The 22,074-nt window shown below is 33.7% G+C and carries 16 protein-coding genes; 6 read left to right on the top strand and 10 right to left on the bottom strand.

Annotation, left to right across the window (positions count from 1 at the left end):
- On the top strand, window positions 1-677 hold a 677-nt coding region (locus tag BHE19_RS02155), incomplete at its 5' end, for a response regulator transcription factor (protein ID WP_070905751.1).
- 292 nt (window positions 678-969) lie between these two features.
- Window positions 970-1,356: a hypothetical protein gene (locus BHE19_RS02150; protein ID WP_070905770.1), complete on the top strand. Its 387-nt coding sequence runs from the start codon at window positions 970-972 to the stop codon at window positions 1,354-1,356.
- A 97-nt stretch (window positions 1,357-1,453) separates the two neighbouring features.
- Here BHE19_RS02150 and BHE19_RS02145 read toward each other — a convergent pair whose 3' ends face one another.
- From BHE19_RS02145 to BHE19_RS02105, 8 genes are all read right to left on the bottom strand, one after another.
- A complete protein-coding gene (locus BHE19_RS02145) occupies window positions 1,454-2,476 on the bottom strand; it encodes a hypothetical protein (protein WP_070905769.1) in 1,023 nt (340 codons plus the stop codon).
- The gene (locus BHE19_RS02140; RefSeq protein ID WP_123923550.1) at window positions 2,473-3,495 is read right to left on the bottom strand and encodes a tail fiber protein; all 1,023 of its coding nucleotides are present in this window, start codon (window positions 3,493-3,495) and stop codon (window positions 2,473-2,475) included. Before BHE19_RS02140 ends, BHE19_RS02145 begins: the two co-directional genes overlap by 4 nt.
- Before the next feature lie 3 nt (window positions 3,496-3,498).
- Complete coding sequence (locus tag BHE19_RS02135) at window positions 3,499-4,533, bottom strand: DUF4200 domain-containing protein (protein WP_070905768.1); 1,035 nt, start codon at window positions 4,531-4,533, stop codon at window positions 3,499-3,501.
- 34 nt (window positions 4,534-4,567) lie between these two features.
- A complete protein-coding gene (locus tag BHE19_RS02130) occupies window positions 4,568-5,089 on the bottom strand; it encodes a general secretion pathway protein (RefSeq protein ID WP_070905767.1) in 522 nt (173 codons plus the stop codon).
- A 1-nt stretch (window position 5,090) separates the two neighbouring features.
- On the bottom strand, window positions 5,091-6,287 hold the full coding sequence (locus BHE19_RS02125; RefSeq protein ID WP_070905766.1) for a PilN domain-containing protein: 1,197 nt from the start codon (window positions 6,285-6,287) through the stop codon (window positions 5,091-5,093).
- Window positions 6,287-8,488 (bottom strand): type II secretion system protein GspD, encoded by a 2,202-nt coding sequence (locus tag BHE19_RS02120; protein WP_070905765.1) that lies wholly within the window; start codon window positions 8,486-8,488, stop codon window positions 6,287-6,289. Before BHE19_RS02120 ends, BHE19_RS02125 begins: the two co-directional genes overlap by 1 nt.
- A 42-nt stretch (window positions 8,489-8,530) precedes the next feature.
- Window positions 8,531-9,934: a GspE/PulE family protein gene (locus BHE19_RS02115; protein ID WP_070905764.1), complete on the bottom strand. Its 1,404-nt coding sequence runs from the start codon at window positions 9,932-9,934 to the stop codon at window positions 8,531-8,533.
- Window positions 9,935-10,413: 479 nt separating this feature from the next.
- Complete coding sequence (locus tag BHE19_RS02105; protein WP_262487636.1) at window positions 10,414-10,824, bottom strand: prepilin-type N-terminal cleavage/methylation domain-containing protein; 411 nt, start codon at window positions 10,822-10,824, stop codon at window positions 10,414-10,416.
- A 205-nt stretch (window positions 10,825-11,029) separates the two neighbouring features.
- Between BHE19_RS02105 and BHE19_RS02100 the strand changes: the two genes are divergently transcribed.
- From BHE19_RS02100 to BHE19_RS02090, 3 genes are read left to right on the top strand one after another with little or no spacing between them, the layout of a single operon-like run.
- Window positions 11,030-14,254, top strand: coding sequence for a hypothetical protein (locus BHE19_RS02100; protein ID WP_123923552.1), 3,225 nt, complete (start codon window positions 11,030-11,032; stop codon window positions 14,252-14,254).
- Window positions 14,255-14,267: 13 nt separating this feature from the next.
- Window positions 14,268-18,035 (top strand): DUF6443 domain-containing protein, encoded by a 3,768-nt coding sequence (locus tag BHE19_RS02095; RefSeq protein ID WP_233431348.1) that lies wholly within the window; start codon window positions 14,268-14,270, stop codon window positions 18,033-18,035.
- Window positions 17,998-18,672, top strand: a complete 675-nt coding sequence (locus BHE19_RS02090) for a hypothetical protein (protein WP_123923554.1) — start codon at window positions 17,998-18,000, stop codon at window positions 18,670-18,672. Before BHE19_RS02095 ends, BHE19_RS02090 begins: the two co-directional genes overlap by 38 nt.
- 471 nt (window positions 18,673-19,143) lie before the next feature.
- On the opposite strand, the gene BHE19_RS02085 is transcribed toward BHE19_RS02090, so the two are convergent.
- Window positions 19,144-19,689, bottom strand: coding sequence for a YbhB/YbcL family Raf kinase inhibitor-like protein (locus tag BHE19_RS02085; protein WP_070905759.1), 546 nt, complete (start codon window positions 19,687-19,689; stop codon window positions 19,144-19,146).
- 87 nt (window positions 19,690-19,776) lie between these two features.
- Complete coding sequence (locus tag BHE19_RS02080) at window positions 19,777-20,613, bottom strand: helix-turn-helix domain-containing protein (RefSeq protein ID WP_070905758.1); 837 nt, start codon at window positions 20,611-20,613, stop codon at window positions 19,777-19,779.
- Window positions 20,614-20,872: 259 nt separating this feature from the next.
- Here BHE19_RS02080 and BHE19_RS02075 point away from each other — a divergent pair, with 259 nt between their 5' ends.
- Window positions 20,873-21,895, top strand: coding sequence for a proline-specific peptidase family protein (locus tag BHE19_RS02075; protein ID WP_070905757.1), 1,023 nt, complete (start codon window positions 20,873-20,875; stop codon window positions 21,893-21,895).
- Window positions 21,896-22,074: the final 179 nt, after the last annotated feature.

The raw sequence follows: 22,074 nt of genomic DNA, 5'->3' as shown, positions 1-22,074 counted from the left end.
ATTTAGAACTGGTCAAAGCATTTGCCAGAACAACTTACAGTAGTATTTATATTATTGATTACGAAAAAAAAGGGTTTGAGTATGTATCCGAAAATCCATTATTCTTGTGTGATCACACTCCGGCAGAAGTTCAGGAACTCGGATATGCCTTTTATTTTAAGTATGTGGTCAAAGAAGATCTGGATTTATTACTAAAAATCAATACCATAGGTTTTGACTTCTATCAAAATATTCCTGTAGAAGAACGTCTGAATCATACCATCTCCTATGACTTTAGATTGAAGAACCCTAATGGAAAGACTTTTTTGGTGAATCAAAAACTGACTCCTGTTTTCCTGACCAATGACGGTAAAATCTGGAAATCGATTTGTATTATCTCGCTTTCTTCTGAATTGCAGTCGGGGAATATTAAAATTTATAAAAAGGGAGAAAATAAAATCTTCAGTTATGACCTTGAGGGAGACTTTTGGAAAGTGCTGAAAAAGATAGAACTGACCAGTCGTGAGAAAGAGGTTTTGCAGTATTCTATAAGGGGTTTTACCATTGCCAACATGGCCGAAAGTATGTTTGTATCGGCTGATACGATTAAGTTTCACAAAAGAAAGTTGTTCACCAAACTGGGGGTAGGAAATATTGCTGAAGCCATCGCTTATGCCACCAGTAATAAACTGATTTAATATTCTTTTATTCTTATAAAAACTATGTTTCTATGCGTGGAGTATTTTCACGCAGATCTTGCAGATTTACTAATCTTTTTAATCCGTTAATCTGTGGCGTTGTTTAAACACATAGAAACATAGTTTTACAGCCTAAAATAGGGCGTTTCACTTCTAATAAAACGAAGAGCGTCATAATAGAGCAATGTGTTTCTATGCGACACTCTTTACTCTTTACTCTTTACTCTTTACTCTTTACTCTTTACTCTTTACTCTTTACACATCTCTTAAAATCTATGTATCCATGTGTTGAATGTTTTTCACGCAGATTTGGCAGATTGTGCAGATTTTTGAAATTATACTCTGTAGCTATGCTTTAACCGAAAATATAAACAGTGCTATTACAGAATTCACCATTAAAATGCAGTGTGATTATACCTACATTATTCCGAGAACCACTTTCCCTATAGATGTGTCAGTATTATTGGTAACTCCAACCACACTGACTGTTGCTGATCATGGGAAAGATATAGCCGATATGATCGCCGAAGGAATAAACAGCTGGATGAAAACCAATAATCCGCAAACCAATGCAAGAACATTTGCTTTCATGTTAACAGCTTATTCCATAACCGATAGTTATCTGCCGATATTACAAACTCCGTTTACCGTGGTGTTATTAGAAGATATTACTATATAACGATAAACAAAACAATTACTTATTCATAAAAGATAAAAAAAGCCAAAACGAACAATCGTTTTGGCTTTTAAATTTATTAACTGTATTCTACTTACTTCTATTTTTTTTCTTTTAAAGCTTTATTTTCTTCCTTTAGAATCGTAATATCTTTTTTCATCTCAATCATGTATAAAATCAGCTCTTCTACTTTTTTGAGTAAAGCCATATTCATCTCTGCCAGCAAAACACCATTTTTCTCAAATTCTTTTGCAGAAGGAATTTCCGGCAAGTGGTTATTCTTTTTTACATAATCTTCAACTTCCTCCAGACTTCTTAATTTATAATCATTGGAAAAAACATAATCCGGAGCCGGGAAATCAAGGTCTATTTTTACTTCTTTGGAATGAATCCTACCATTTACATCTAGTTTATTTACAGGATTGGTCACCCCAATTCCTATATTACCTTCAGAACTTATGCTCAGAGCCTGTTTATCTAGTCCTGAAGAAGAAATAACATTGAACAACATTGAATTATCCAATAATCTAATATACGATCCCCCTCTCGCTGTGTTCAATAAACTCAATCCTCCCACAGCATTCTTAAAATTATGCACATTATTACCTATTCCTACACCTGAATATGTCCATCCGGGTTCACTTGCCCAAAGCATTAGATCTGCCTGTCTGGCATCGTCTACTCCTCCTACGGAATGCAAGAGAATTCTGGAATCTCCATGACCTCCATTAATATGTAATTTATGTACAGGGGTTATTCCAATCCCCACAAGACCGTTTACACTTTGATCACCATCAAAATCATTCCTGGCCTTAGTTGCCAATTCAATCCAAGGATTCCATATATTCGAGTCTCCATTTTTAGTCCTAAACGAAATATGATTTCCTCCATTTGGCCCGTAATCTGAACTTATCTGAGTATCATAATTATTTACAGAAAATCCCCCATAACTAATAAGCGATCCGTTCCAAGGAGTTCCCGCAGTTGCATAAGAAAAAGTGTAACCCGCCTTAAAAGCATCCGCTGTACCAGGAGCCGAAATATGAGAAGTTGGGGTTAAACTTTGCGCATTCGAAACTAAGTAAGACATCCCAAACAATACTATTAAGCTGATTTTTTTCATTTATTTTTATACTTTAAAGTTCTTTCTAATTTTTCAAATCTTTTATCCAGATCACTCAACTTTTTATTTTGTTTTTCGAGATCATTTATCTTCTTATTTTGTTCAATGACATACAAAGTCAGCTCCTCTACTTTTTTCAATAAAGCCATATTCATCTCTGCCAGTAAAACTCCATTTTTCTCGAATTCTTTTGCAGAAGGAATTTCAGGTAAGTGACTATTCTTATTTACATAATCTTCAACTTCCTCCAGACTTCTTAATTTATAATCATTGGAAAAAACATAGTCCGGAGCCGGGAAATCAAGGTCTACTTTTACTTCTCTGGAATGAATATTTCCATTTACAGTTAATTTAGCATCTGGGGCTACTGTAGCAATACCTACATTTCCATTTACGTCAATTCTTAAACGCTCAGCACCAGAAGTACCAAAAACAATATTCCTATTCATGTCTGGTACGATCGAATAACCTGACAAATCAATAAATGATTTAACAGATGAAGTTGTTCCGCCTCCTGCAGATAATCTTAAGAATCCATCATCAGAAGTATTTCCATGACCACTGTAACCTCTAATTTCACCTTTAGACAAAGTCATTGCTGAGATTAAGGGCCTTGGTAAGGTGTTGTTTAACCCTCCGTCTATGGTTAAGGTTCCGGGTACTGTTACAGATCCATTATCATTAGTAATTAATACTTGTCTCCAATTACCCCACTGAGAATCCATTGGATATGCAGTTCTATAAAACACACCACCATCATTAAAACTCAACTGATGATTCTTACCACCGCTATTCTCATTATTTGCCCATGGTGAAAGCGTTAAATTAGTCGAATAATATCCGCTTCCCGGGGCACCTATAATACTTCTTTCTTTAAAATCTGCTCTAATGTTTCTGGAAGAGAAATTAGGTAAATCATTTATCATTCTTGTATCCTCAATCGATAATGAGTTCCCTGATTGTGCCTGAATACTAATACTTGATATAACCGCTAATGCAATAAATATTTTTTTCATCATCTTTTATTTGTTTTCAATTTTCTCAAGCCTTTTTTTCATTTCAGCGTTCTCCTTTTTCATCTCAATCATATACAAGGTCAGCTCCTCTATTTTTTGCAACAGTTTGATATTCATTTCAGATAAATTAATCCCTTCTTTTTCCATTTCCTGAGCAGAAGCAATTTCAGGAAGATGTTTGTTTTCTTTTATGTATTTTTCTACGGAATCAAGAGATTTTAGATTGTAATCTCCCTCAAAAACAAAGTCTGCCCCTGCATCTACAGTTACTTTTACTTCGCGGGAGCTGATGTTTCCAGCTACTGTAAGTTTTGCATTTGGATTCGCTGTACCAATACCAACATTACCATACATAAATGAAAATTGACTCGCATCTAATTGCATCTTGGAATAAGAATTTAGAGCCCTGTTATAAGATTGTAATCCGACGATACTATTTAACTGATCTAAATAGAGTTCAAAGCCTTCCGCTCCATTATTCGAAACAACAAATTTTTGTCGCGGATTTAAAGTTCCTATTCCAACATTTCCATTCATAAATGAGAATTGACTGGCATCTAATTGCATTTTAGAATAAGAACTCAAAGCTCTGTTGTAAGATTGTAATCCAACAATACTATTTAAATGATCCAGATATAGTTCAAAACCTTCAGTTCCATTATTCGAAACAACAAATTTTTGTTGCGGATTTAAAGTTCCTATCCCGACATTTCCATTATTTAAGATTTGCATTCTGGCTGAACCACCTGCTGCAAAAGTTAAAGTTCTGGAACCTGATCCGTCCTGTGTTCCAAATGAAATATTTTCGAACCCTGGATCTCCATTGAAACCAAAAATCCAGGTAGAGTTTAGCCCTCTTATTGCTGCAAACCCTCCTTCTTGGTAAGTCATTTTCAAAACTGGAGATACAGAATTCAAATGCAGTAAATCAGTCGGATTAATTGTTCCAATCCCTACATTTTTCCCATCAGTTGGAAAAATACTTTGGGCAAAACTAATTTGTGCAGCAAATGCCACAATGAAGACAAGGGTCTTTTTCATAATATTTTCTCTTTAATTTAATTAATGATCTGGGCTAAGCTCCCTTATTTTTTTGCATAATGACTTCAACAAATAATTCATCTGTATTGGTCTTATAATTTTTTTTCTTGATAAAGTTTAAATGCCTAATGGTTCCTAAGGCAGGATTGTTTTCAACTTTATTGAGTAAAGCCAGGCATCCATTAAAAGAACCCTCTAAAGAAAAAATATAACTAGTTACTGTAAATCCTTTTTGCATGACAGCATGAGGCTCCTGGAAATCAGTAATTTTTAGTTTATAACTATCACTATAAGAAGTAAGCTGTTTTAATAAATCATTCTGAAATGATTCTGAAACACTTACATCATACTTTGTCAATGCCTGATCTAATTGCTTTTCTTTTTGAGCCATTTGACCTACCAATCTGGGCATGTTACTATCTGCAGCTATCTGCTCCTGTTTGATTTGATACTCTCGATAATAGTGCAGCGTATTTGATATTGCAAGAGAATAACTGAAATAAAGTACCAGCAAAAAACCGACAATAAGCAGTTTATTTTTTTTGTTCAGCTTCATTTTATCTTAAGGTTAATTTAATCGAAAATGCCGTTTCATTAGCTTCATTTTTTCCAAAATGAGTAATCAAAACTTTATCTACCCAATTTAGTTTCTCTATTTCTTCAACCCAACGTGTAAAAGCCTCATTCGCGATCGTTGTTCCCGAGATTGTAATTGTTCTTTCCTGAACAAGAATGGGCTCTTCTAACTTTACTTTCTTCTCAAGAGGATTAAAAGCCAATTCTGTCAGTACAATAGAAGATGGAACTTTTCTGGCAATTTCATTGATCATTAATGAGCTTTGGGAAGTAGTTTTTCCCAAAATACTTTTAACTTTTTCCTCTTTTACAATAATTCTTTTCTTAAGTTGATTCACATCTTCAACAGATGATTTATTCACTAATAGTGTTTCTGAAGTTTCCTGAGCCAATTTGTAATAATGAGAGAAAAAAAGAAAATTAAGTACTAAAATAACAAACACAACTGCAACCATAACTTTTAAGCCTTTGTTAAAAAAAACTTTCTGGTTATATACATCATACAATTCTTCGCTGTAAGATACTACCGAACCAGTATTTGGGGTATTATTCATTATCATTCTCAGTATACCCGAAAATGCTAATAACTGTCTGTTTTCTAACTGAAGGTCATTGATATTGTAAATTACGGCTGATTCCAGAGCCTCCGAAGTAATAATTTGATTTTGCTCTTGTCGGGATACAGCCTGATGATTGGTATAAAATTCTGTTTCGGTGGTATAATCAACAATTTCAGCAATGGAACAAATACCAAGACTAATTCCTGCAATACTTATTTTTTGAGCTACGTAATTGGCCAACATTTCATCCAGATACGATTTTCTGGTAATAGCAATTATAGATTTTGTTTTTAATCGCCAAATCTCAAAATAAAACTCTTCCCAATTGGTATTGGGAAATGCCTTATGCAATAATTTTTCATCCGAAGGGTCAATGCCTGAGACCTCTTTCTGGATGACCTGATTGGTATTAACAATTAAAAAAAAAGGTAATTTAGAATCCCATTTCTCCGCTATCTTTCCATTATAATTGACTCTGTCTTTTTTCGCAATTACTAATCCTTCTTTCTTATTTTCAACTAACAGCAACGAAACTTTGTCTTCATTATTTAAAGTGAAGTGCTCGATGCCTATATATTGTTTGCCAAGTAAAAGGCTGTTTATTGATGGTAAGCCCATTAGTAAATAACAGTCGGTTTAATTAAAACGCTTAGTTTTTTCTTAGAATCTTCTCGTTTACGAGAACTGAATATCCACTTAATAATTGGAATTCTGGACAGCAAAGGCACTCCTGATCCCGAATCATTTTTTGCCGATTCTTCAAGGCCTCCTAATACAATTAAATCCTGATCTTTAACTCTGATTATCGATGTAAACTCTCTGGAATTAATTCCCGGAGGTGCATCCTTATCTACTTTCTGTCCGTTAAAACTTGATTGTATCACTTTGATATCCATTGTAATTTGTCCGTTACCGGAAACTAAAGGCATAATGGTTACAGATAATTCCGCGTCAATAGGTTGATAATTTTTAACCTCGGAAGCCTGTGGAATCTGTGATCCGTAAAAATTTTGATTAGTCACGACATAATAAGTCGTTTCTCCTATAGACAAATAAGCTTTATGTCCGTTTAATGTTGATAATCTTGGGGAAGACCTAATTTTTAGATTTCCATTTGTTTCCTGAGCCTTTAAACTTAAGTAAAAATTCGGAACTACTTTTCCAATATTTAAAGAACCAAAACCGCTAAAACTATCAATTATACTGTTAATTGTTGATGCACCTAAATTAATGTCTGCACCAGGAAACACAGTACCCGATGTTTTTACAGGTTTATCTCCTATTCCGGCTTTAATTCCTGTTTCGACAGTAGCAGTTCTGTTGACTTCCAACAGCATAACTTCTATTAAAATTACCGGAACCGCTTTGTCAATATATTGTATAAAAGATTCAAATCTCTCAATGTTTGCAGCCGGACCATTTACCAAAAAGCTATTTAATTCTTTATCAATTTTGATATCAAGATCTTTCTTAATTTCATCGGGAATAATTGTCAAAATTGATTCAGAAGGACCGCTGTTTGAAGAGGAAGAGCTGTTGTTGTTTGCATTATTAAAATTACTGTTTTGATTCTGGAAATTAGAATTCCCCCTGTTATCAAACGAATTGGAATTAAAATTGGAGTTAGAATTGGAACTATAATTAGAAAAGTTATTAGTATTATTTAATCTTCCGGCACTTCTGCCTTCTTTTGACGGATCGCTTAAGATCTCGATAGAGCGATGCATTAAAGGAATAGATTTTATATTTCTTACCACCAATTGATCTTTTGTCCCAAAATAGTAGATCGACCCGTTTTTCATAAAAGTATAACTCCCTCCGGACGAGGACGAAATCGAAACTCCTGAATTATTATTATTAAATGATTGGTTATTATTATTTGAAGAATTACTGTCTGTTTTAGTTTGAAAGATTTTAACCAAAAGAGCATCAAACGTAATATTTTTCGCTTTAACAGTTGCATTACCCGCTCCTTCTAAAGGGCTTGAAATAAACATGTCAATATCTAATTCACGACCTATATCATAGACGATACTTGAAATTGCCGTATTTTCAAAATCTACATCCAATATTTTTTTTTCAGCATCAACAACCGTAAAGAAAAAGTTAGATTTTCTTACTCGCTGTGGTCTATTTTGTCTTATTGCATTGTTAGGATCTGCAGTTCCTTCGGCAACAAAATTTCCTTCCGTCTTATCAAAAACATAAAAATTATCTCTTGATTTTGTTACGGTTAGGTTATTGGCAAATGCTAATTTATTTAGTGCAGCATCAAAAGGCATATTTTTTATATACACGGTTAAAAGCTGATTTTCAAGACCAGGAGCAAAAACTAAATTTTTAGCACTTTCATCCATAATCTTTCTAAAAACATCATATAATTTGTCGTCTTTTAAATTGAGAGAAAGCAAATTATTAGCCAGATCATAACTTACATCTATTACTTTTAAAGCGGGAACTTCAACAGGTTTTATATATGATTTTATGGAGAGTATGTTTCCGGTAAAATCGATAGTTAAACTGTATTCTTTACATAAAAAAATAAGCAGATCACCCACAGTTACATCTGAGAAATTATTCACGATATTAATCTGACTTAAATTAGGAGCAACGCTAATATTCAATTTATGAACCTGAGAAACTGCTAACAGAAAACTGGACAATGAAGCTTCCTTAATGTTAACATTTATTTTTTCGTTTAAGCCCGGAGCATCCGTAGTGATTGATTCAATGTGATTTTTAAGCTGTAATATTCTATTTTCCTGAGAAAATGAAGTTTGGAAAATAAAGATTAAAAATAGGATAATTATTTTTTTCATGAATTTATTTCAATTGTAAAACTTTAAATTAGGCGTATTTTATTACAAGAGTAGTGAAAAAACTTCGTCAACTGAAGTAGTTCCCTCTTTTATTAATAGCAATGCATTACGTTTTAGCGTAATAATGTTGTTCTCCTCCAGATATTCATTGATATCCAGCTGATTATTCTTAATTAAATTAGACAGTTCACTGCCAATTGGTAAAATTTCGTAAATTGCTTTTCGACCTGCATAACCTGTATGATAACAATGCTCACAACCTACAGCTACATGATGGAATTTTAAATCTTTTGGAATTTCAAATCCGCTTGGAAAAATAGAATTTGAAATTACTTCTTCTGTTTTGCAGGAATCACATAATTTACGAACCAGTCGCTGTGCTACACTAATATTTAAGGTACTGGCAATTAAAAAAGACGGAATTCCCATATCAATTAATCTCGAAACGGTCGCCCATGCAGAGTTAGTATGAATCGTAGACAAAACAAGGTGCCCTGTTAAAGCAGCCCGAATTGCCATATTGGCTGTATTAACATCACGAATCTCCCCAACCATTATGATATCAGGATCTTGTCGTAAAAAAGTCCTTAAGGTTGTCGCAAAATCAAGTCCAATATTTTCTTTCAACTGCACCTGATTAATTCCTTCAAGTGTATATTCTATAGGGTCTTCAACAGTTAAAATATTAGTATTGGGAACATTTAATTTTTTTAAAGTAGCATAAAGAGTAGTCGTTTTTCCGGATCCTGTTGGACCTGAAATAAGAACAATACCATTTGGCCGCTTAATATTTTCTAAATAGGCTCTTAATTCCCTTTCGGTAAAACCAAGCGAATTAATATCAATATGGCTCGTATCTTTACTTAAAATACGCAATACTACTTTCTCTCCATGTAAAGTAGGCAATACAGATACACGAACATCAAAATCCTGATAATCTGTTACCATCGTAATACGCCCGTCCTGCGGTAATCGTTTCTCCGAAATGTCCAGCTGAGCCCGGATCTTTATTTTGTTAACGATTACAGGATATTCTTCAACTGAAATATGAAATTGTTCTTTTAGCTTTCCGTCTAAACGAAAACGAACTCTGGCATTTTTTTCATAAGGTTCAAAATGAATATCACTGCTTCCGATTTCTTTTGCATTTAAAACAATTTTTTCCAGAAAGTCCGCTGTATAATGAATCTCCGAAACACTATTGTTTGCTATTTTTCTATAATTAGTACTTAAATAACGGTTTATATTATCAGTAGAATCATTTTCCAGTTCCACTTTAAAGCTTAATAAAACTCCTAACTCATTTTGCAGACTTATACAATCAGAAGCATCCGTTTTTAATAAAACAATTTCATTCTTTTTCCCAACTGGAATAATTCTGTAGTAATAGGCCTGTTCTGATTTAACAAGCTGTTGAAACTCTATTGGAAGATCAAAATTCTCCATATTTAGTAAGCGTATAAAAAAGTACTGTTATACCAAAAAGTCATTGCATACACTCCTCCGAAAAAAAGAGACATATAACCCGCCAATGGCACAGTCTTATCTGTTTTTTTATTACTCAATATAAAATGTAAAACGAGCGAAAAAAGTAAGGCAAAAACAAATAGCACAATAAAAGATACAGTAGAGAAAGTCCCGGAAATAAATATAAAAAATAAGAGATCTCCTATTCCGATTGAATTACTAAAGTCTAGTTTTCGGAATCTGACATACAAAAAACTAATTCCTAAAATGATTGATACCAGCAACAAATTGATTCCCAAATTATAAGCCGCCATAATCATGGGGACATTGTGCAATTGAATTGCAAAAGCCAAAAGACCAACCACAGGATACAAAAACCAATACACTAAACGACTCTTAAAATCCTGATATAAAACGACCGCAAATACAAGTATTAATATAAGTTTTAAATACCACATCTAATCGTTAATAATTTGCTTGGGTACTCCATTTTGATCGATTTCCCAAACGTTAAAAACACCATTCCCGTTAAAATCAGTGATGGCAGTTGCCTTTACTTTAAACGCATTATTATCAGATTGAACAATCTCATAAACATAATTAGCACTACCGTTTTCTTTTGTAGTTTTAGGAGCTTCAAAATCAATTTCTGAAAAATTAGAACTGTATTTTGAATACATAAAATAGTATTGTTTTTCAGCATTATAAATTGCTTTTAATTGCACTTGTGCTTCAACACTTTTGGCTTTGGTAATTAAAGGCATCAAATTTGGCAAAGCAATTAATAGCAAGATTCCTATAATCGCCAATACAATCAACATCTCTTGAAGGTTAAAAGAAGGCAGTTTTTTAAAGATATTTTTTTTCAAAACAAAATATAAATTAATTTTTACAAATATATCTTTTTTATTGAAAAGTAAAGGGTGCGAAAATGAGAAATAATTTATGAGCACTTATATTAATTTATAAGAAAATTTTTACTATTATTGTCATGTCTCCAAAATGATTTCTCAAAATAATATGATTTAATTATAAAAACTAACTAACCAAAACCTTAAATAAATTATTAAAAAAATGAAAATTAAGTTTACAATTTTGTTTATGATAAGCTCTTTACTTGTAATGAGCCAAAATAATGCAACGTCATCACTACCAAAGATTATTTCAGCATCTCCAGAAGCGGCCAGTCTTGGGCAATACGGAGGGGTCCCTGTCAATTTATCCACTGGACAAATTAATTATACCATACCGATTTATACTATAAAATCGGGGGATTTTGAATACCCCCTAACGCTTTCCTATAATTATAATGGCTTTAAACCAGAAGCAGATCCTACGATGGTAGGAATGGGATGGACAGCAAATTTTGGTGGTGTAATAGCAAGACAGATGAAAGGGGTTGAAGATGAGGATCCTTACATTGGTTATTTTGTTAGAGGAAGTAAATATGAAAATTTGAATACTCTTTCTCTCGAAGAAAAAGTAGAAGCCTTAAAAAATGCTGCAGATCATGGCTATGATACGCGTCCGGATAAATTTATATTAAACACAGCAACTATTAATGGAAGTTTTAGATTTAAATATGATAAAACGGCTGTTTTTTCAGAACAAAAAAACTATAAAGTAACATTTAACGGATTCATCAACATTAAAGATGATAAGGGCATTTTATACCAATTTAATGATCTTGAACACACTATGATTACTGATTGGACACCATCCAATAATGAAACTGACTATATGAGTTCATTTATGCTTAGTAAAATAACGTTACCCAACTCAAATAAAGAAATTAGTTTTCAATACGACAATTATAATTCTATTCATAGATATACAACTAATACAAAAACAGTACAAACGCAACTGGAAATCGAACCACCTGCTAATGGGGGTGGGTATTCTTCTAATTTTAGTTTAGAAACTACAGAATCAAAAATTATAAAACGAATTGATTTTCCTAATGGATATATACTTTTTGATCAAAACATTTTTTACAGACCTGCATATTCAGCACTTCCTGATCCCGCAAGTGTAGAAGGTACGAATCAGGTCAAATTAAAATCTGTTAGTGTTTACAATTTAAAAAACAAATTAATTGAAAAATTTCATTTCGATTATTATGATAGTGGTTACTATTATTATCTGAAGTCTATTAAAAAAGAAGATAGTAATGGTAATGTAATAGACTACTATAATTTTGACTATGAAAATTTACAAGAATTACCAACTCATAAAATCGCAAATAATATGACTGATTTATGGGGTTTTTACAATGGAATTCCTTTCACTGAATATAATGTAAAATACTCCTTAAGTCCTTCATTTAACAAGGGAATAATAGGAGCATTAAACAAGATAACCTATCCAACCAAAGGAACTACAAAAATCACTTACGAACCTAATCAAATTAAGAGGACCGAAGGTGATTATGAGTCATCAAATCCTAGCTATAACGCATCCGATTCTGTAGCCTTATCTTCTGAAAATAATAGCTCTGACTGCGACCAAAATGAAAAAACTGTAACTATTCCGTTTGGTCAAACGGTCAAAATCATACTTGAAGTTGATGTAACTGCAGGTAAAAGTTCTGCTACGAGTTCATTTGTTGATAGCAATGGTCAGGAACTTTATAGATTGTATAAAAATAATGAAGTAAATACGGGGCCAAAATATTTTAGTGAAGAATATTTTCAGTATTTAGAAGCTGGCACCTATAAATTAAGAACACACTTATGTGAGATAGGTGTAGAAAGTGGTAATCATAATGCAAAAACAACTATTGAATACCGAACCACTCCATATGTAGATGATCCCTCCTCTTCAAATATTGAAGTGGGAGGAGTAAGAATATCACAGACAAAAGATTGTCCTAATCAGGATTCTGAGAATTGTGTTACGAAAAAATATAACTACATTGACAACTCATATCCCTTAAACAAATCAATATCAAGCGGTTTCCTTATTGAACCAAGCCCTAGATTCAATAGCGCCATGATTCGTAAAGATATATTTGCTGCCACAACCATTTTGGAATTACCTAACGGTAATATACTTATGCTAAATGATGGATCAGATTTTAGCCACCAAGTACATTATGAAACTACCTTCAACTTAAGACCTATAACTCCGTTATCTCTTTTAGGAAGTCACATTTTTTATTCCCAGGTAAATATTATTAATAACAATGAAAGTATTGGCAAAACAGAAAACTATTATACTAACTACATTAAGCAATCTTTTCAACCTTTCCTAGACCTCTATCCTGATATCGAATTTAAATTGGGAAAAATTCTTAAACAAAATTTGCTAGAAAACAATTCCCCCGATTTTATCACTAAACAAACTCATGATTATGTTTACAACGATACCGAAATTAATCCTTCAAATTATGTTTTTGACTGTCAGATTCTAAGATCTCAAATCGAATCAATTGCTATTGACCAGCATGGAAGTATTCTAAAATTTAGTAGACCAAGTGATTTTGCTATACAATCCATAAAACATACAGCAAGAGAATTTCAGTTAAGTTACAATAGTACAACTACCCTAGAAAAAAATGGAATAATTGAAAATGTAACGTCATATACATATGACACACAAACAGGGTATCCTACAGAAATCAGCACTCTTAATAGTGAAAATCAACTCGTAACTACTAAAACATATTATCCTAACAATAAGGGATCAATAATTGGTTTAGATACTTTTCAGGATCAATCAATTAATAACTTAATCGACAAAAATATTGTTTCTGTACCTATTCAGACTGAGACATTCATAAGAAATCCTGATGGATCTAAATCATTAAAAAACACAAAAAGAACTAATTTTAAAACTTGGACAAATACTATTATTCTTCCAGAATTTAATCAAACTGCAAAAAGTACAAACCCACTAGAAAATCGTATTCAGTATCATAACTATTATTTAGATGGAAATGTAAAAGAATTATCTACATCTGCAGGTACACATATCGTATATATTTGGGGTTATAATAATGAGCATGTTATTGCCAAAATAGAGAATGCAACCAATACACAAATAGCCACCGCTTTAGGAGTATCGGATTTAAACACTATCAACGAAAATAATCTGAATGCGATAGATAACTTGCGAGCAGTACTTCCTAATACCATGATTACCACTTATACTCATATTCCATTAGTTGGCGTAAGTACCATCACCGATCCTAAAGGGGATAAAATCATCTATACTTATGACAGTTTCGGTAGGCTCAAATATGTAAAAGATAAAAATGATAAGATCCTTTCAGAAAACCAATACAACTATAAACCATAAAACCAAAAGCATCATGAAAAATAGATTTAAATTTCTTTTGGTTTTGTTTCCTGTTATGGCCATTGGACAGACCACAACTCAAAATTACATCAAAACCACCACCTATAAACAACCTTTTGCAGAAGCAAATCTGCCGACTGTTCCAACAACGGCACAAGCTTCGCAAAACGTTACTTATTTTGACGGACTCGGAAGACCCATTCAGCAAGTTGCCTCACAACAGTCCGGTTCAGGTAAGGATATCATTACCCATATCGAATTTGATGATTTTGGAAGACAAACTCAAGAATACCTGCCTTTCAAATCCGAATCTTCCAGCATGGCTTTTGATCCTGCTGCAAAAGCAAACACGACGTCTTATTACGGTAGTCCTAATCCGGCTCTTAATGGCAATCCAGCTCTGGAAGCCACGGGTTATCCTTTTAGCCAAAAAGAACTCGAAGCCTCTCCTTTGAATCGAATCCTCAAACAGGCTGCTCCAGGAAATGACTGGCGATCAGGATCGGGTCGTGAAATCAAAATAGATTATCAGACTAATGTAGCAGGGGAAGTAAAACTCTTCAAAGCCAATACTGTCTGGAATGCTGAAGCGGGTCTTTATACGATATCGTTCGTCAATAGTGGAAACTATGCGGCCAACGAACTTTATAAAACCATTACCTATGATGAGAATACAGCCGCTACACCCCTTGAAATCAATGGCTCAACGGTAGAATTTAAAAACAAAGAAGATCAGGTAGTTTTAAAAAGAACCTATGATGCTCAGGTCAGACATGATACCTATTATGTCTATGATATTTATGGGAATCTAACCTATGTTATTCCTCCCAAAGCGTTTGATTTGATAGAAAACTTATCGGCTGTGCAGGCCAATGTAACTTCAACAGTCCAAACGGCTTCTGGAAATACATTGAACTTAGTGGCTTCAAATTCTATTACCTTGCTTCCGGGCTTTCATGCTCAGGCTGGAAGTACTTTTAGTGCTGTTATCGATAATAGTACTCAGGGAATTTTAGATAATTTATGTTATCAATACAAATACGATCACCGCAACAGATTGGTCGAGAAAAAACTACCGGGCAAACAATGGGAGTTCATTTTATATGACAAACTTGACAGAGTGGTTGCCACAGGACCTGCTAATTCTCCTTTTTCGGACATTACTTCCGAAGGTTGGCTCATTACCAAATACGACGCTTTTAACCGTCCGGTATATACAGGATGGACGAATGCTACCGCTGCAACAGCCGATGGAAGAACTAGTTTACAAACGACTCAGAATAATCCTGCTTTGACAACCATTAACGAAAGCAAACAAAGCAATGGGGCTCTGAATGGCATTACTGCTTATTATAGTAATGTAGTAGCACCTACCACATTCAAACTTCTAACGGTTAATTATTACGACAATTATACTTTTCCAACCGCTGGTATTGCTATACCCTCAAGTGTAGAAGGCCAGGCTACTCTAACGACCAATGAAGTTAAAGGACTCGCAACGGCTTCATGGACAAGAGTACTAATGTCAAGTAACAATTTGACGGGAGAAACGACAGCCACTTTCTATGACGGAAAGGCCAGACCAATACGTTCACATACTCAAAACTATTTAGGTGGTTATAGCTATACCGACAGCAGTTTGGACCCTTTTTCCGGACAATTGCAATACAGCGTTACCCGCCACAAAAGGACAGCTGCTGATACAGAACTTATGATCAAAGAGGTTTTTACATACTCTCCTCAGGATCGTTTACTCATCCAGACGCATCAAATAAACAATGGCCCCATAGAGACCATTGTGGATAATACCTATGATGAACTGGGACAATTGATCTCTAAAAAAGTAGGAAACAATACTCAAAAAATTGATTATACCTACAACATCAGAGGCTGGCTTACCGGAATTAACGATGTAGCTTCCTTAGTAAAACCTAACGATCCTAAGGATCTGTTTGCCTTCCAGCTTAATTATAACAGCCCTACTGCGGGAGGTGTGGCATTATTTAACGGAAATATCAGTCAGACGCATTGGAAAACGGTGAATTCAGAATCTGTACTTCGAAACTACAACTATAGTTATGATAAATTAAACAGGTTAACAGCTGCCGATTTTAGAAACAATACAAACGCTGCTCAAAATTCAAGTTATTTTGAAAAACTTCAGTACGACAAAAACGGAAATATTACTTTCCTACACCGCTCGGGAGATGTTGTTACTCAGGCAAATCTGGAATGGATGGATTATATGTCTTATTCCTATCAGGGAAATCAATTAACCCGTGTAAAAGAAGAAGGAAACAACTATTTTGGTTTTACTACTCCAATTGCTCAAACCAATACGGCAAATCAATATAGCTATGATACTAATGGAAATATGACCTCTGATACCAATAAAAGCATCACGGCTATTACTTACAACCATTTAAATTTACCCACAAAAATAACCTTCGCCACCACCGGGAATATTGTGTACATTTACAATGCAAATGGGGTAAAACTTAGTAAAACGGTTAATAAAGGGACTTGTATAACTACAATAACAGATTATCTAGGAGAGTTTCAATATGAAAGCATGGCCAATAAATGTAAAAGACCAGGCAGTGGATATAATGGAGTTCTGAAGTTTTTCACGACTACCGAAGGCTACGTAGAGCCTCAGGGAAGTTCTTATAATTATGTGTATCAATACAAGGATCATTTGGGCAACATCCGTTTGAGTTATGATAAAACACTAGCCATTAAGGAAGAAAGTAATTATTATCCGTTTGGATTAAAACAAGAAGGGTATAATATTGTTAAAACTGGTGTAGAGAATAAGTATAAGTACAACGGAAAAGAGCTGCAGGATGAATTGGGGCTTAACATGTACGACTATGGTGCACGTAATTATGACCCAGCACTTGGGAGATGGATGAATATTGACCCATTGACAGAAATAAATCCTATTTTTACTCCATATCATTATTGTTCGGATAATCCAATAAATAGAATCGATCCAACTGGAATGCTAGATGGAGATTATTATGATAGTTCTGGGGCACATTTAGGAAGTGATGGAATCATTGATGATAAAGCATATTATGCAAGTAGCGTGACTAAAAATGCTGAAGGTATTGTCACATCAGCTCAAAATAAAATGGATTTAGGAATTTCAAATTCCGTATTAAATCAATTAGCTAATACCGTTGCGGAAGAATCAAGTGGCCATCCACAAGAATCTTTTGCTTTGGCTTCTTCAATTGTTAATTTAGCTAACTACAAGGACAAAAGCATATCTTCTACTCTGCAAACCGAGGGTATATATGGCTATGGTAATGGAGGTAGTTCTACTAAATATAATGGTAATGCAGAATATAGTATGCAAGCAGCAATGAATGCGGTAATGGGCGGCATCGATTATTCAAATGGAGCTACAAGATGGGATGGTTTTGATTTAGCAACTAAAGGATGGGATCATATTAAATCTAGAACAGTCGGATTAGGAATTAATACATCTGATTTTAATATCTTTAAAGGTTTTTGGACAGACGAAAAATTAGCTAAATATTCAGGCAATAAAAATGCTGCATTTAATACAGACTTTAAAATGACTGGAAGTTTACTGACATTTTCACCTGCGAGTCAAGGAAATTTCAAAGGAATGGTTCTTTATAATTCTTCCGCAGCATATGGAGGAACTATTTTTTGGAAAGCGACACCGACTTTTTCAATAAAAGGAACGAATTTTAATCCAAATTTAAATTATGAAAAAATTAAAGGGACAAGAAATAAGCCGTTGTAGTATATTAATATTATGTGTTTTATTATTTAATTGTCAAAAGAATGGTCAATTAGAACAGAGGAAAGATATAATTTCCAACATGAAAGAAAAGGAACATCTAAGTAAAGAGAATTTTTTTAAGTGTACTACAGCTAAAGATACAATTTTTAAGAACGGAGATTATATTAGATTTATACCAGTTAACAAAAGTTATGGTATTGAAATAAAAATGAATAGAACGGTTGATACACTTGATAATTACTCATTTGATTGTGATTCTTATAATGGAATGATTCCAAAAGTTTTGTTTAAAACCGATTATATTGCTTTGGGACAAGGCTCAAGTACTAATTATAGATATTTAATAATCTGCAATTTAAATAATGAATTAGGTAAGATTGATGTTAACAAATTCGAAACAGAAATTGTAGAAAATCCGGAAAAGGAAATTTTATTTTTTAAAAAAAATCACAACGCTTTTATGCTTAATAAAAAAAAAGGAAAACTATTTTTCACAAAATTACCAAGCAAGTTTTTCAATCTTAAAGTTCAAAAATTTGAATTATATAAGAATAAGGTTATAATTATTTTTACGCAAGGAGATTCATTAACTTATAAATTAAATGAATTTGATAAATTAGGTAATGTTACAGATTAGGTGTTTTTAGAATATAACCATTTAACAAACTGGAGAAGAATGTGAAATTAGGATTCTTGAATAGAAAAAGAGACGACCCTCCTATTGATACTCCGAATCCTGTAAAAGATCCCCGCTCCACAAAGTGTAGGTGCTTTGCGAATGTCTCTGACTTCGCACCGCCAAAGTATATAAAAAGAAAACCTCGCTAGTAGCGAGGTTTTTTGTATTTAAAAGCTCATAAGTATGCTTGTGGCGATTCTTCTTTTTTTAGGAGACATATCCAGATGTGTTGGTCGTTAATTATTGCATCTAACATTTACAGATTATCTGAAACTTATATTAATATCACATAAAAAATTAAAACAACTTTCAAGTTGTCCAAAATCACAAAAGCCACTTCAATTAGGGAGCAGCTTTTGCATTTTGGGGCACTATTAGTTTCTTCTCATTTTTATGGTAACATCAAATTATCACTCCTTTCTTTAAAAATTACCTTTTATAATAAGCAACAATACTTGCTTTTGCCAAAGTCTGATTCCATAAATTAAAACCTACGATAGCCGGATTGGTATTTTCATCAAGTCCTAATTTATCCATTTTAAGCGCATAAACAGTAATGATATATTGATGAAATCCATGGCCTTCCGGCGGACAAGGGCCCCCAAATCTTTTTATTCCATAATCAGTAATGCTTTGAACAGCACCTTTTATCGGAAATTTATCTTTAGCACCCGCATTAGTTATCAGTTCGTTTACATCTGAAGGAATATCAAATACAATCCAGTGCCAAAATCCACTTCCCGTTGGCGCATCTGGATCATACATGGTCACAGCGAAACTTTTTGTTCCGGCTGGTGCATTTTTCCAAAGCAACTGAGGAGATTGATTCTCACCGGTACAACCAAATCCTTTAAACTCTTGTACTTTAGTAAGCTCACCTCCCAAATCTTTACTGGTTAGTGTAAAAGTCTTCTGTCCGAAAATTGTTGTGGTAAAAATTAAGGACATTATCAAAATTGCATTTACTTTTTTCATTTTTTTATGGTTTAAGATTTTAAACAAATCTAACCCTGAAAATAGAAAGTAAATGGAGACAAAGGCTCAAAAACTATAGCCAAAAGCTCACTTTTTCTGTGCCTGTTTTGGTGTTACTCCATATTTTGACTTATAAGCCTGAGTAAAACTGGATAAGCTTTCATAACCTGCTTCAAAATAAACTTCTGAAGCACTTTTTTGCTCCTGATGAAGTAAATAATGAGCAAACTCCAATCTTTTATGCTGAAACCATTTAATGGGTGATTCCGAATAATGTTTTTCAAACTCTCTTTTAAAAGTTGAAACACTCATATTACACAAAAAAGACAACTCCTTTAATGACAATTTACTAAGATGACTACTTTCTATAATCTGAAAAAACTTTTGTGAAGAATCATCGCTGTTTACTGTTAAAGAATACAAAAACTCTGTACCGTACATTCCCATCAAGTAAAGCATTAACTCTTCAAACTTAATTTCCAACAACTTACTTTTAATCTCAATCGAAAGTTTTGAAATATCTACCAAACTATCTACAAACCGCTTAAGAAACACATCATATTCAAAAGCGCGCACAGACTTACATTCTTCAGCTTCCTCCTTTCTCCATTCCATTTTTCTAATAAATCGCAGCAGAATTTCATTCGAAAAAAATAAAACGACACTTCTATAGTTAGACGAATCCGAAAGCTTCTCCGTCATTAAGCAATGTCCCGATTTCATAATAAGAAACTTCGAAGCATCGATCGATACAGCCGAATTATCAAAAACAACCTCCTTTGTACCTTCAATTAAGAAACTAAATACATTCTGATTCAGAATAATTTGCTGCTTAGAAATCCTTTTCGAACTAGTATAATCATAGACGTTAATCAATCTTGATTGATCAAGATTTAACTCGTCAGGAAGCGTTAGTACATTCATAGTAACAAAAAAAGAAATAAATTTTAATCGTACAGTTAACTAATTCTGCATGAGTCGCAGATAGGAAATTTGACTTATTACGACAATTACAAACAAGCTGTAAATATAAACTTTTCCACACTTTCATTCCTCTACTGATTTAAGAGTTTTTAAGTAAATGCTCAATTAATCTTATTACCAATTTCTTCATGAGTTCAATCAAAAATAAATTCGTATTTTTAATTACAAACGAATGTTCTAAATCACTAATTCTAAAATTATGCGTTATAGTATTGCCATTCTTGCCTTTTTTCTGCTAACCTCATGCAAAAACGAATCTAAAACCGATTCATTATCCAACTACTTTACTTACAGTAAGAAATCAGAAGTAGAATCGGCAGGCGTCAGGATGATACCTATAAAAACCCCTGTTGGAGAATTTAAAGTTTGGACAAAACGTTTTGGAAACAATCCAAAAATAAAAATACTGTTGCTTCATGGAGGCCCTGCAATGACGCACGAGTATATGGAATGTTTTGAGACATTCTTTCAACGCGAAGGATTTGAGTTCTACGAATACGATCAATTAGGATCTTACTATAGCGATCAGCCAAAAGACAGCAGCTTATGGACTACAAAACGTTTTGTAGAAGAAGTAGAACAAGTGCGCAAAGCAATCGGTGCCGATCACAACAATTTTTACGTCCTTGGAAACTCATGGGGTGGAATTTTAGCCATGGAATATGCCCTTAAATATCAACAAAACATGAAGGGTTTACTCGTATCCAACATGATGGCCAGTGCCCCGGATTACGGAAAATATGCCGATGAAATACTTTCAAAACAAATGAAACCGGAAGTACTGGCAGAAATCAGAGCCCTTGAAGCCAAAAAAGATTTCAGCAACCCACGGTATATGGAATTACTTATTCCAAATTTTTATCAAAAACACTTATGCAGACTAAAAGAATGGCCGGACGGCCTCAATCGTGCCAGCAAACATATCAATAGTGAAATTTATACGCTAATGCAAGGTCCGAGCGAATTTGGTATTAGTGGTCGTTTAGCCAATTGGAATATTAAAAACCGCCTGCATGAAATTACAATTCCAACCTTAATGATTGGCGCAAAATACGATACAATGGATCCAAAAGCAATGGAAGAACAAAGCAAATTAGTTCAAAAAGGACGTTATCTCTATTGCCCAAATGGAAGTCATCTCGCCATGTGGGACAATCAAAAAATCTTCATGAATGGAGTAATTCAGTTTATAAACGATGTCGACACCAAAGTTTTTCAATAACAAACTAAATTCCAACCTATTAAAGACAACAATTAGTATGGCGTTCCCCTACGGGTCGGGCTGTCCGCTAAATCTTTTGCGATAGAAGTTTCAGGGAATTTTAAATGTACGGTAATCGCAAAAGGATATCGCTTCCATCCCTAACGCAGTCTGTGATAAAAAGAATATTCAAAGAAAAT

Origin of the sequence: Flavobacterium tructae, assembly GCF_001853485.1 — a bacterium.
Lineage (GTDB): Bacteria > Bacteroidota > Bacteroidia > Flavobacteriales > Flavobacteriaceae > Flavobacterium > Flavobacterium tructae.
The sequence above is the reverse complement of the archived record's forward strand: the minus strand, read 5'-3'. Positions and strand labels throughout refer to the sequence as shown.